This window comes from Kitasatospora sp. NPDC059577 (assembly GCF_042735475.1).
Classification (GTDB): Bacteria; Actinomycetota; Actinomycetes; order Streptomycetales; family Streptomycetaceae; genus Kitasatospora.
The window spans coordinates 1-13,274 of record NZ_JBHWBZ010000043.1 but is presented as its reverse complement, the minus strand read 5'-3'; the positions used below and the strand labels follow the sequence as shown (position 1 = coordinate 13,274).

The 13,274-nt window shown below is 75.2% G+C and carries 8 protein-coding genes and 1 tRNA gene; 8 read left to right on the top strand and 1 reads right to left on the bottom strand.

Features of this window, described 5'->3' with window-relative positions:
* The first annotated feature begins 238 nt into the window (after positions 1-238).
* Positions 239-1,858: an AMP-binding protein gene (locus ACFV0O_RS27715; RefSeq protein WP_380346319.1), complete on the top strand. Its 1,620-nt coding sequence runs from the start codon at positions 239-241 to the stop codon at positions 1,856-1,858.
* 37 nt (positions 1,859-1,895) lie between these two features.
* On the opposite strand, the gene ACFV0O_RS27710 is transcribed toward ACFV0O_RS27715, so the two are convergent.
* Positions 1,896-2,366, bottom strand: coding sequence for a hypothetical protein (locus tag ACFV0O_RS27710; RefSeq protein WP_380346318.1), 471 nt, complete (start codon positions 2,364-2,366; stop codon positions 1,896-1,898).
* A gap of 383 nt (positions 2,367-2,749) precedes the next feature.
* On the opposite strand from ACFV0O_RS27710, the gene ACFV0O_RS27705 reads away from it, so the two are divergent.
* The 7 genes from ACFV0O_RS27705 (at position 2,750) to ACFV0O_RS27675 (ending at position 13,120) form a co-directional block, all read left to right on the top strand.
* Positions 2,750-8,971 carry an amino acid adenylation domain-containing protein gene (locus tag ACFV0O_RS27705; protein ID WP_380346316.1) on the top strand — a complete coding sequence of 2,074 codons (6,222 nt, stop codon included), beginning with the start codon at positions 2,750-2,752 and terminating at the stop codon, positions 8,969-8,971.
* Positions 8,972-9,157: 186 nt separating this feature from the next.
* A complete protein-coding gene (locus ACFV0O_RS27700; protein ID WP_360253648.1) occupies positions 9,158-9,376 on the top strand; it encodes an MbtH family protein in 219 nt (72 codons plus the stop codon).
* Positions 9,373-10,650: a beta-ketoacyl-[acyl-carrier-protein] synthase family protein gene (locus ACFV0O_RS27695; RefSeq protein ID WP_380346315.1), complete on the top strand. Its 1,278-nt coding sequence runs from the start codon at positions 9,373-9,375 to the stop codon at positions 10,648-10,650. Before ACFV0O_RS27700 ends, ACFV0O_RS27695 begins: the two co-directional genes overlap by 4 nt.
* 114 nt (positions 10,651-10,764) lie before the next feature.
* Positions 10,765-11,136, top strand: a complete 372-nt coding sequence (gene panD, locus ACFV0O_RS27690; RefSeq protein WP_189913070.1) for an aspartate 1-decarboxylase — start codon at positions 10,765-10,767, stop codon at positions 11,134-11,136.
* Positions 11,137-11,285: 149 nt separating this feature from the next.
* Positions 11,286-12,002, top strand: a complete 717-nt coding sequence (locus tag ACFV0O_RS27685) for a CGNR zinc finger domain-containing protein (protein ID WP_380346312.1) — start codon at positions 11,286-11,288, stop codon at positions 12,000-12,002.
* Positions 12,002-12,946 carry a metallophosphoesterase gene (locus ACFV0O_RS27680; RefSeq protein ID WP_360253655.1) on the top strand — a complete coding sequence of 315 codons (945 nt, stop codon included), beginning with the start codon at positions 12,002-12,004 and terminating at the stop codon, positions 12,944-12,946. Before ACFV0O_RS27685 ends, ACFV0O_RS27680 begins: the two co-directional genes overlap by 1 nt.
* Before the next feature lie 100 nt (positions 12,947-13,046).
* Positions 13,047-13,120 (top strand) — tRNA-Pro (locus tag ACFV0O_RS27675).
* Positions 13,121-13,274 lie beyond the last annotated feature (154 nt).

Here is a 13,274-nt window from a genome sequence, read left to right as displayed (position 1 = left end):
GGCGGCCTCCCGGCCGGTGGCCCGGGACCGCGCTCACAGTTCTCGCCGCCGATGCTTGCGCGCGAGCAGTGAACCGACCAGGAAACTGACCGGCAATCGACCTTGCTGGTCCGGGCCGCGCGGCGGACCGGAGTTGCCCGCTCGATTCCTGGCTTCCTGCCCGTACGAACCGGAGGATGCGGCCTGGGCGGCAGCCACGTTGCTCGGAAGAATGCAAGGATCTGGGAGGAATCGGTCAATGAGCATCCCCGACAGGGCCCTGCTGGACTGGGTCGAGGAGGCCTCGGAGGAGCGCGGCCTGCACTTCGCCGGTCCGGGTGACTCCTGGGAGTTCCACAGCTACGCCGAGCTGGCCGACAAGGTGCTGCGCACGGCCGAGGCCCTGCGCGCCGCCGGTGCCCGGGACGGCGACGTGGTGGCCGTGGTCCAGCGCTGCAGCCCCGGCTTCGTCGCGACGTTCTTCGGCGCCATCGCGGCGGGCTGCACGCCGTGCTCGATCGCGCCGCCGTTCGCGTTCCAGCGCGGCGGCGAGTACGCGGAGCACGCGCGGGCCCTCTTCGACACCGCCCAGCCCCGGGTGATCGTCTGCGACGAGGAGTCGCGGAACTCCGTGCGCACCGTCACCGAGGGGCTCGACCTGCCCGAGCCGGTGGTCTTCGACGCCTTCATCGCCGACGTCGAGCCGGCCCCGAAGCCGTACCCCCCGGCCGAGTTCGCGCTGCTGCAGTTCACCTCCGGCTCCAGCGGCCGCTCCCGCGGCGTCCTGGTCGGCCACGAGGCGCTGACCAACGACGTGAACGCGATGCACCGTTGGCTGGAGTGGCTCCCGGAGTACTCGGGCGCCTCCTGGCTGCCGGTGCACCACGACATGGGCCTGATCGGCTGCATGGTCAACTTCGTCACGATGAGCTGCGACGGCTGGATGATGCAGCCGGAGGACTTCATCCGGTCCCCGCTGCGCTACCTGCGCTGCATCAGCGACAACAAGGTCGGGCTGACCGCGATGCCCAACTTCGGCCTGGCGTACATCCTGCACCGGGTGAAGCCGGCCCAGCTGGAGGGCCTGGACTTCTCCTCCTTCCGCTCGCTGATCCTCGGCGCGGAACGGATCGACCCGCAGGTCCTGGAGGGCTTCGAGGCGCTGCTCGGCCCGCACGGCTTCGACCGGCGCGCGCTGCTGCCCGCGTACGGCGGCGCGGAGGCCACCCTGGCGGTCACCGGCCTGCCGATCGGCGAGGGCTGGAGCGAGGTCACCCTGGAGGGCGACCAGGCCGGGCGCTTCGTCGGCTGCGGCCGTCCGCTGCGCGGTGTGACGGTCACCGTGGTGGACGACGAGGGCGCCGAGGTGGCGGACCGCGTGGTCGGCGAGGTGCTGGTGAGCGGGAACACCCTCGGCACCCGCTACCAGGGCGCCGCGGGCACGGCCTCCGGCACGGTGCTCGACGGCGGCGTGCTGCACACCGGCGACGCCGGCTTCCTGCACGAGGGCCAGCTCTACGTGGTCGGCCGGCTCGGCGACGGCGTCAAGGTCCGCGGCAAGATGGTCTTCGCCGAGAGCCTGGAGGCCAAGCTGCACGAACTCGGCATCCCCCAGCGGCGGGTGGCCGTCCTGCTGGGCCACCGCGAGGACCGCGCGACCGGCGTGGTCGTCCTGGAGAAGCCCGACCCGCAGTGGCAGGCCGCCGCGCACGCGGTGCTCTCCGAGGCCCTCGGCAACGAGGCCGACCTGCTCGCCGTCGAGGTGCCGCGCGGTGGCCTCGCCGTCACCTCCAGCGGCAAGCCGCGCCGCCGGGTCATGTGGGCGGCGCTGACCGCCGGCGACCTGGGCGGCGACATCCGGAGCCTGACGCCGGCCTGACCGACCCGGCCCGCCCCGGAAGCGCCGCCCCGCCGCCTCAGGCCGCCGAGCCGGCGGGCACGCGCTTCCGGGACCGGACGGTGACGACCAGCGTGCGCGCCAACAGCATCGCGCCGAACGAGATGGCCAGGAAGCCGAACCCGGTCCGGATGTCCTGGTTCTGCCCGACCTTGAAGAAGGCCGTCCGGGAGACCAGCAGGCCCGCCCAGACCGCCACCGCGTACAGGCCGCCCTTGAACACGGCGTACCCGGCGGCGTCCCGGGTCAGCGGGAGCAGCGCGCCGTACGCCACGCCCAGCACCAGACCGACCCCGGTGATCGCCGCACCGAGCCCGATCGAGGCGCCGCTCCGGTGCTGGTCGATCAGGTCGTCCTGGAGGGCTCCGACCGCGATCGGAATCAGCGGAAGCACCCACAGGAGAGCGGTTAAGCGCTGGTCCCTGAACTCGCGGACAAGTCCGAACAGCAGAACGGCTGCGGTCAGAATCTCGACCATGTTGTCTTTCACGGGGAAATCCCATCGTGTGTGAGGCGCCCGCGTCGGCACCGGTGCCGTGAGCACGGGCGCGGCCTCGTCAGATCGGCGCAGAGGCACCCTACTGCAGCCCCCGCCGGTGGAATAGGGACGTCTTCCGGACGCCTCCGCAGAACCGAATTCCCCTGGTGGAGACCGTTACACGCGATCGGCAGCTGGAATGCAATTCCGATTGCCGGGCACTTGCCTGGCCGGGCCGCGCGGCAGCCGGAAGCATGGCCGACGCGGGCCTGCCGGACGGCCCCGGACACCTCTGATGTGCCCCAGCCCCACTGCCCCGGCGATCCCGGCCGGTCCGCGCCGGACGTCGCCCGCGGACCGCGCGACCGCAACCCGCCCCGGTTGGAGACCACCCAGTGCCTGCCCACGACTCACCGCTGGAAGCGGTCCTTCCGCTCGCGCCCCTGCAGGAGGGGCTGTTCTTCCACTCGCTGCTCGGCCAGGACGGCGTCGACGCGTACGTCAGCCAGGCCGCGCTGCGGCTGGACGGCCCGCTCGACCGGGACCGCCTGCGCGCCGCCTGCCGGGCCGTGGTCCACCGGCACGCCGCGCTGCGCACCTCCTTCCAGCAGCGGAAGAACGGGCAGGCCGTGCAACTGGTGCACCGCAAGGTCACCGCGCCGGTCACCGAACTCGACTTGGACGGCGCCGCGGACGCCGACCTGGCCCGCCACCTCACCGAGGAGCGGCTGCGCGGCTTCGACCTGGGCGCCCCGCCGCTGATCCGCTTCTCGATCGTCCGGACCGCCCCCGAGTCGCACGTCCTCGCCCTGACGCATCATCACATCCTGCTGGACGGCTGGTCGTTGTCGACCGTGCTGCGCGACCTGGTGACGATCTACGCGGCCGGCGGCGACGACACCGCCCTGCCGAAGGCCGTCCCCGCCACCGGCTACCTCGCCTGGCTGGCCAAGCGCGACGCCCGGGTGTCCGAACAGGCGTGGCAGCTGGCCTTCGCCGGGCTCGAAGCGCCCACCGTGACCGGCCCCGAGCACACCGGCGCGGCCGAGGAACTCCCCGACCTGGTCACCGCCGAACTCCCCGCCGACCTCACCACCGCCGTCCGGGACGCCGCCCGGGCCCGCGGCCTGACCCTCAACACCGTCGCCCAGACGGCCTGGGCGCTCACCCTCGCCTCGCTGACCGGGAAGACCGACGTCGTCTTCGGACAGACCGTCTCGGTGCGCTCCGCCGCGGCCCCCCGGGTCGAGGAGATGGTCGGACTGCTCATCAACTCCGTTCCGGTGCGCGTGCGCCTGGACCCGGCCGAACCGCTGCACGCCCTGCTGGACCGGGTGCAGCGCGAACAGTCGGCGCTCACCGAACACCACCACCTCCCGCTGCCCGAGATCCAGCGGACCGCCGGCCACGGCACCCTCTTCGACACCTTCCTGGCGCTCGCCGACCCGGGCGGCAACGACGGCGCCGCCCGACCGGTGGCCGGACTGCGGATCTCCCCGGTCGCCGACGACCTGGTGGCCGCCGACCCGAACGGCGCCCGCGGCTCCACCCACTACCCGCTCAGCCTGGTGGTCGTCCCCGGCGACCGGCTGATCCTCGAACTCACCCACCGCCGCGAGGTGTTCGACGCCGACCTGGCCCGCGGCGTGCTGCGCCGGCTGGAGGCCGCGCTCACCGCCCTCGCCACCGCCCCGGACACCCCGGTGGCCGCCCTCGACCTCCTCGACGACGCCGCCCGGGCCGCCCTGCCCGTCCCCGGCGTCCCGGCCCGCGGCCCCGCCCCCGTGACCACCGTGCCCGCGCTGTTCGAGGCCCGGGTCGACGCGGCGCCGGACGCCGTCGCGCTCTCCGACCGGCACCGCACGCTCAGCTACCGGGACGCCAACGCCGCCGCCAACCGGATCGCCCGCGCCCTGATCGCGCGCGGCGTCGGACCCGAGTCCGTGGTCGCCGTCCTGCTCCCGCACGACGCCGACCTGGTCGTCGCCCTGCTCGGCGTGCTCAAGTCCGGCGCCGCCTACCTGCCGATCGACCCGGCCCTCCCGGCCGAACGGATCGCCTTCATGCTCCGGGACGCCCGGCCCGCCGCGGTGCTCACCGACCGCGCCCCCGGCGACCTCCCGGCCGAGGCACTGCGGCCCGCCGACCTCCTGGCCGAACCGCACCCGGACGGCAACGTCACCGACGCCGAACGGACCCGCCCGCTGCGCCCCGGCAACGGCGCCTACCTGATCTACACCTCCGGATCCACCGGCCGCCCCAAGGGCGTCCAGGTCGAACACCGCTCCGTCGGCGTCTACCTGGAGTTCGCCCGGAACACCTACCCGGGTCTCGCCGGGACCGCGGTCGTGCAGTCCCCGATCTCCTTCGACTTCACCGTCACCGGCGTCTTCGGCGGCCTCACCGCCGGCGGCCGGGTGCACATGGCCGAACTCACCGAGACCGCCCCGGCCGGCCTGGGCCCGGCCACCTTCGCCAAGGTGACGCCCAGCCAGATGCCGCTGCTCGCGGACACCCACGCCTGGCTCTCGCCCACCCGCGACCTGGTGGTCGGCGGCGAACAGCTGTCCGGTGCGATGCTGCGCGCCTGGCGGGCCGGCAACCCGACCGCCACCGCCGTCAACGAGTACGGCCCGACCGAGGCCACCGTCGGCTGCATGGAGTTCCGCAGCGGCCCCGACGACCCGATCGCCCCCGGCGCCGTCCCGATCGGCAGGGCGATCCCGGGCGCCGCGATGCACGTCCTCGACACCTGGCTGCGGCCCGTCCCGGTCGGCGTGCCCGGCGAGGTCTACATCGCCGGACCGAGCCTGGCCCGCGGCTACGTGCGCCGCCCCGGCGTGACCGCCGAACGCTTCGTCGCCGACCCCTTCGGCGCGCCCGGCGAGCGGATGTACCGCACCGGCGACATCGCCCGCTGGGGCGCCGACGGCGAACTCGTATACCTCGGCCGCGCCGACGACCAGGTCAAGATCCGCGGCCAGCGGGTGGAGCCCGCCGAGATCGAGGCGGAACTGTGCCGGCACCCGGCGGTGCGGCACTGCGTGGTCGTCGTCCAGGCCGGTCCGCCGGCCGACCGGCTGGTCGCCTACCTCGTCCTGGACGACGCCGCCGAAGCCGCGGAACTGCGCGAGCACGTCGCCTCCCGGCTGCCCTCCGCCATGGTGCCGGACTCCTTCGTCCCCGTGCCGGAGATCCCGCTCACGCCCAACGGCAAGCTGGACCGCGCCGCGCTGCCGCCCGTCCCCGACCGGGCCGAGGACCGCGCCGGCGGCCGCCCGCCGCGCAACCGGATCGAGGAACTGCTGGTCAGGCTGTTCGGCGAGGTGCTGAACCGCGACGTCCGCTCCGTCCACGACGGCTTCTTCGAACTCGGCGGCGACTCGATCACCTCCCTGCAGCTGGTCGCCAAGGCGCGCGGCGCCGGCCTCGAACTGACCGCCAAGCAGGTCTTCGAGCACCGCACGGCGGCCGCGCTCGCCACGCTGTCCGGCCCCGCGGCCGGCACGGCCGCCCCGGTCACCCACGACGCCGGGGAAGGCGACTTCCCGGCGCCGCCCATCGTCCACCGGCTCCGCGAACTCGGAGGCCCCGTCGACGAGTTCAACCAGTCCACGCTGCTCACCGTGCCGCCCGGACTCGGCCTGGAACAACTGACCGGCGCGGTCCGCGCCCTGCTCGACCGGCACGGCGCGCTGCGCATGCGGCTCGCCGAGGACTGGTCGCTGACCGTCCCCCCGGCCGGCACCGGCGACCCGGCCCACCACGTCCGCCGGATCGACGTCGCCGGGCTCACCCCGGACGCCCTGGCCGCGGCCGTCACCGCACACGCCGCCGAGGCCGCCCACCGGCTCGACCCGCGCGCCGGGAACCTGCTCCAGGCCGTCTGGTTCGACGCCGGCACCGCCTCCGGCCGCCTCCTCGTCGTCGTCCACCACCTCGCCGTGGACGCCGTCTCCTGGCGCGTCCTGCTCCCCGACCTGCACGCCGCCTGGCAGGCCGCCGGCACCGGCGAACCCGCCCGGCTCGACCCGGTCCCCACCTCGCTGCGGCGCTGGTACGAGACCCTCGCCGACGCCGCCGGCCGCCCCCACGTCACGGCCCAGCTGGACCACTGGCGGCGCACCCTCACCGAGGCCGGCCCGCAGCTCACCGACCGCGCCGCCGACCCGGCCCGCGACGTGCACGGCGCCGCCCGCAGCCTGACCGTCGAACTCACCCCCGCCGAGACCGAGGCGCTGCTCACCACCCTGCCCACGGCCTTCCGCGCCGGCCCCGACGAGGTCCTGCTGACCGCCCTCGCCCTGGCCGCCGCCCGCTCCCGGGGCACCGGCGGACTCCTCGTCGACCTGGAGGGCCACGGCCGCCGGGACCTCGACGGCCTGGACCTCAGCCGCACCGTCGGCTGGCTCACCACCCTGCATCCGGTCCTGCTCACCCCCGGCACCGCCGCGCTCGACGACGCCGACCTGGCCCGCGCCCTCAAGGCCGTCAAGGAGCAGCTGCGCGGCGTGCCCGACCACGGCCTCGGCTACGGACTGCTGCGCTACCTCGACGACCACGGCCGCGCCGCCCTCGGCCCACTCCCCCACCCCCAGCTCGCCTTCAACTACCTCGGCCGGTTCACCGCCGGCCCCGAGGCGCACTGGCGCCCGGCCGGCGAGACCGCCGCCCCGCCCGTCCACCCCGACCAGCCGATGGCCCACCCGCTGGAGGTCAACGCGGTGGCCGAGGACGGCGGCCGCGGCCTGCGGCTGACCGCCACCTGGTCCTGGTCCCCCGGTCTGCTCGCCGAACACGAGGTCCGGGCCCTCGCCGAGGAGTGGACCACCGCACTGCGCGCCCTCGCCGCCTTCGCCGCCCGCCCGGCGGCCCACGGACTCACCCCCTCCGACGTGCCCCTGGTCCGGATCACCCAGGACGAACTGGACGCCCTCGCCCAGGACGGCCCGGTCGCCGACGTCCTCCCGCTCACCCCCACCCAGCAGGGCCTGCTCTTCCACGCCCGCTACGAACACGGCGCCCCCGACCTGCACACCGTCCAGACCGTGCTGGAACTCGACGGCGACCTGGACGCGGACCGGATGCGCACCGCCTTCCGGACCCTGGTCCGGCGCCACGAAGCCCTGCGCGCCCGCTTCGACCTGCTGCCCTCCGGCGAACCCGTGCAGGTCCTGGACGAACGCGTCGAAGCCCCCTGGCGCGAGCTCGACCTGCGCCGCGCCGACCAGGCCAAGCGGCGCGAGACCCTCGCCGAGGAACGCCGGGAACCGTTCGACCCGGCCCGCTCCCCGCTGGTCCGCGGTCTGCTGGCGCGCCTCGGCAAACGGCGCCACCTGCTGGTGCTGACGCTCCACCACATCCTCGTCGACGGCCGCTCCAGCGCGATCCTGCTGCGCGACCTGGCCCACCTGTACCGGCACGACGGCGACGACACCGACCTGCCCGACACCGTCCCGTACCGCCGGCACTTCGACTGGCTGGCCCGGCAGGACGCCGAAGCCTCGCGCGGCGCCTGGCAGAAGGCGCTGTCCGGTGCCGACCCGACCCTGCTCGTACCGGACGGCGACCCCGCGCGGGTCCACGCCCAACCGCTGCGGCGCACCGCGGAACTCCCCGAGGAGACCACCGAAGCCCTCCGCCGGGCCGCCCGCACACACGGCGTCACCCTCAACACGGTGGTCCAGGCGGCCTGGGCGCTCACCCTGCACCGCCTCACCGGGGCCCCCGAACCGGTCTTCGGCGCCACCGGGTCGATCCGCACCCCGGAACTGCCCGGCCACGAGGACCTGGTCGGCCTGCTCGTCACCACCGTGCCGGTCCGGGTGCGGCTGGACCCGGACACCGGGCTGGACACCCTGCTGCGGGACCTCCACCGGGAGCAGACCGAACTCGCCCCGCACCGGCACCTGGCGCTCGGCGAGATCCTGCGCGCCGCCGGCCGGCGCCGGCTCTTCGACAGCTGCCTGGTGTTCGAGAACTACGCCGCCGCCGAGGCGGTCGGGACGGCGCCCGCCCCCGGCCGGTCGTCCGGCGACCTGCGGATCGCCGACACCTACGGCCAGGACCCGTACCACTACCCGGTCCGGCTGACCGTCACCCCGGAGCAGCGGCTGCACCTCGCGCTCAGCCACCGGCCGGAACTGGTCCCGGCCGCGATCGCGGAACGGGCCGGCGAACTGCTGGTCACGCTGCTGCACGCGATCGCCGAACGGCCGGCGGCGAAGGTCGGCGAACTGCTGCCCGACTCCGACGCCCTGCGGGCCGCCCGGGACACCCTGGCGGTGCTGGCCGCCGAGGCGATCGGCGCGGCGGGCCGCCCGGCCGGGCCGTCGGGCGCGTCCGGGTCGTCGGGCCCTGCCGGCTCGTCGGGGTCGTCCGGGTCGTCCGGCTCGTCCGGTGGCGCCGAACCCGAACCCCTGGACGCGGACGACGACTTCTTCGCCCGCGGCGGCGACTCACTGGCCGCGCTGCGGCTGTCCGGCCGGATCGAGGCCGCGTTCGGCCACCCGGTCGACATCCGCGCGATCTTCCAACAGCGCACCCCGCGGCGCCTGGCCGCACTGTGCGTCCCGACCACCACCCGGACGGTCTTCGCGGACCCCGACACCCGCTGACCGCGCCCTCCGGCCCGACCGGCCACGGGACCCGACCGCCGCACCGATATGGCTGCACGGCCCCACGGCCTCCGCGGCCCCCGCGGCCCGACCCACCGAGCGACCCGCACACCGCCCCACACACCACCCGCAGAACGACCCGTAGAACGACCCACCGAGCGCCCCGCAACGAAAGGCACGAGTCTGATGCAGAACCCCTTCGACAACCCGGACGGCACGTTCCTGGTGCTGCGCAACGATGAAGGGCAGCACTCCCTCTGGCCGTCGTTCGCCGAGGTCCCGGCGGGCTGGACGGTGGCCCACGAGAAGGCCGGCCGCCAGGAGTCGCTGGACTACATCGAGCGCAACTGGACCGACATCCGGCCGCTGAGCCTGGTCGCCGCCATGGAGTCCGAGTCGGCATGACGGACGACCGCAGCGGTGACACCGTCGTGGTGACCGGCCTCGGCGCGGTCACCCCCCTCGGAGCGACGGCCAAGGACACCTGGTCGGCGCTGCTCGCCGGGCGCGGAGCCGTTGCGGCCCTGGACGAACCCTGGGCGGCCGAGCTCCCGGTCCGGATCGCGGCACGGGCCGCGGCTGAGCCCGGCGAGCTGCTGGACCGGGTGCTCGCCCGCCGGGTGGACCGGGTCGGTGCCTTCGGCCTGGCCGCCGTCCGCGAGGCCTGGGCGGACGCGGGCCACACCGGGCCGGCCGGCACCCCCGGCGCCCCGGACCCGGAGCGGGTCGCGGTGGTGCTCGGCACCGGCATCGGCGGCGTGCACACCGTCGTGCACAACCACGAGGAACTGCGCACCCGCGGGGCCCGCCGGGTCTCGCCGCACGCCGTGGCGATGCTGATGGGCAATCACACCGCCGCGCTGGCCGCCCTGGAGGTCAACGCCCGGGCGCAGGCGTCGGCCCCGGCCACCGCCTGCGCGGCCGGCGCGGACGCCATCGCCACCGCGCTGGACCTGATCCGGCTCGGCCGCGCCGACGTCGTGGTGGCGGGCGGCGCGGACTCGGGCGTCCACCCGCTGGTCGCCGCCGCGTTCGCCTCCATGCGCGCCCTCTCCGGCCGCCACGACGAGCCGCACCGCGCCTCCCGGCCGTTCGACCGGGACCGCGACGGCTTCGTCCTCGGCGAGGGCGCCGGGGTGCTGGTGCTGGAGAGCGAGCGTCACGCCCGGGCCCGCGGGGCGCACCGGTACGCCGTCCTCGCGGGCGCCGGACTGGCCTCCGAGGCCCACCACCCGACCGGCCCGCGACCGGACGGCGGCGGCCCGGCCGCCGCGCTGCGCCGGGCCCTGGCCGACGCCCGGCTCGACCCGGCCGCGGTCCGGCACGTCCAGGCGCACGCCACCTCCACCCCGGCCGGCGACGCGGCCGAGGCCGCGGCGCTGCGCACGGTCTTCGGACCGGACGCCGTCCCGGTCTCGGCGATCAAGTCGATGACCGGCCACCTGCTGGGCGCCGCCGGCGGGCTCGCGGCGGTCGCGGCCGTCCTGTCCCTGTCCGACGGCGTCGTCCCGCCGACCCTCAACCTGGAGCACCCGGAGGAGGGCCTCGGGCTGGACGTCGTCCGGGACACCCCGCGCGAACTGCCGGCCGGCCCCGCCGCCGTCCTCTGCAACGCCTCGGGCTTCGGCGGGCACAACGTCTCGCTCGCCTTCACCCGCCTCACCCGCCTCACCCGCTGAACCGACCCGTACCGCCGCACCGCCCGTACTGCCGCACCGCCGAACCGCCGAACCGCCCGCACTTCCGTACGTCCGTACTGCCCTGTCGAAATCCACACCTGTGAGGTTGAGAACGTGCGACGCACCATGCTGAAGTCGAAGATCCACCGCGCCACCGTCACCCAGGCCGAGCTGCACTACGTCGGCTCGCTGACCCTGGACCCGGTGCTGATGGAGAACGCCGACCTGCTGCCCGGCGAGCTCGTCCACGTCGTCGACGTCGACAACGGCGCCCGCCTGGAGACCTACGTCATCGAGGGCGAGCGCGGCTCGGGCGTGGTCTGCATCAACGGCGCCGCGGCCCGTCTGGTCCACCCGGGCGACACCGTGATCATCATCGCCTACGCCTCGGTCGAGAACGACGAGGCCGCGGACCTGAAGCCGGCCGTCGTCTTCGTCGACAAGGCCAACGCGGTCGTGAAGGTCGGCGTCGACCCGGCGTCCTGACCGTCGCCCCCGGGTGCCCGCCGGCCCGTACCGGCGGGCACCTGCCGTCCTCCCCCGGTCCACCTCCCGCGACCCTCCGCGGCCCTCCGTGCCCCTCCGCGACCTCTGGGCCCGTAACCTGTTCACCCGGTTACACCTATCCTGGCCGGATGGCCGACGGTCACGACCGGAGCACCACCCCGCCCGGGCTGGTCCTCACCACCCGCGCGGGCACCGACTTCCACTTCGACCCCGGCGCCCTCTGCCTCGAACTGCTCACCACCGGCGGCCCCGGCGAGTACGCCCGCTTCGAGGCGCTGCACCGGCCCGACGACCTCACCGCCTGGCTCCCGCGGTCCCGCCTGCGGCTGCCCCCCGACGCCGTCCGGGTCACCGTCCCCGAGCTCGCCGCCACCCGCGCCCTGCGCGACGCGCTCCGGCGCCTCGCCGCCGCCCGCGCCCACGGCACCCCGGGCACCGCCGAGGACCACGCCACCCTCAACCGCGCCGCCGAGCACCCCCCGCTGGTCCCCCGGATCGCCCCCGACGGCACCGCCGCCGCCCCCCTGCCCGCCGACGGCTCCCAGCCGGCCTCCACCTTCGCCCGGGACGCCATCGCCCTGCTCACCGGCCCGCACGCGGACCGGGTCCGCGAGTGCGGCGCCCACGACTGCCGGCTGATCTTCGTCGACACCTCCCGGCCCGGCCGCCGCCGCTGGTGCTCGATGGAACGCTGCGGCAACCTCCACAAGGTCCGTGCCCTGCGCGCCCGCCGCGACTCCACGGGAACGCCCCCGCCGGCCCCCACCCCCGCCGGCACCGGCCCCGCCACCGCCGACCCCTCCGGACGTCCCCCGGCTGATCCACCGTCTGAGAGCATGGGCTGATGCGACCGCTGTACTCCGTTCCCCTCGGCATCGCCGCCGCCGGCGCCGCCTGCCTCGCCTACTCCGCCGGGTACGAGGTCCGGGCCTTCCGCCTCCGCCGGGTCGAGGTCCCCGTCCTCCCCCGCGGCGCCCGGCCCCTCCGGATCCTGCAGGTGTCCGACATCCACATGGTGAGCGGCCAGGGCAAGAAGCAGCGCTGGCTGAAGAGCCTGGCCGGCCTGCGCCCCGACCTCGTGGTCAACACCGGCGACAACCTCTCCGACCCGCTCGGCGTCCCCGCCACCCTCGACGCCCTCGGCCCCCTCATGGACTTCCCCGGCGTCTACGTCTTCGGCTCCAACGACTACTACGGCCCGGCCCGCAAGAACCCGGCGCGCTACCTCCAGGCCATGCGCAGCGGCGTCCACGGCATGAACAACCCCGACGGCACCGCCGGCCGCGGCATCTCCGGCGCCGTCCACAACCCGTGGGAGAAGCTCCGCGACGGCTTCGACGCCGCCGGCTGGCTCGACCTCACCAACACCCGCGGCCGCCTCACCGTCAACGGCCTCGACCTCGAATTCACCGGCCTCGACGACCCGCACATCCGCCGCGACCGCTACAGCGCCGTGTCCGGCGGCCCCTCCCCCGACGCCGACCTCTCCCTCGCCGTCGTCCACGCGCCCTACCTGCGCGTCCTCGACGCCTTCACCGCCGACCGCTACCCGCTGATCCTGGCCGGCCACACCCACGGCGGCCAGCTCTGCATCCCCTTCTACGGCGCCCTCGTCACCAACTGCGACATCGACACCCGCCGCGTGAAGGGCCTCTCCACCCACACCGCCGGCGGCCACCGCTCCCACCTCCACGTCTCCGCGGGCTGCGGCACCAACCGCTACACCCCCGTCCGCTTCGCCTGCCCCCCGGAAGCCACCCTCCTCACCCTCACCCCGGCCCCCCGCTGACCCCCACCGGACGCCCGCCCGAAACCGGATTTCGTGTCTCGGCGAGCGTCCGGTAGAGTTCTACTCGTCGCGAAGGAGACAGAGCGACAAACCGCAAGACCGGGGTGTGGCGCAGCTTGGTAGCGCGCTTCGTTCGGGACGAAGAGGCCGTGGGTTCAAATCCCGCCACCCCGACCCAGTGCAGAGGGGCGGGCCGGGGCAAACCGCCGGGCACCCGGGGGGTGTTGCACACCCCCCGGGGGGTCCCCCCCCCGGGGGGACCCGGTCCCCCGCCCCCCCGCGCCGAGCCGCGCCCCCGGGACACCAAAGCCGGGCACGGTTAAGCGCC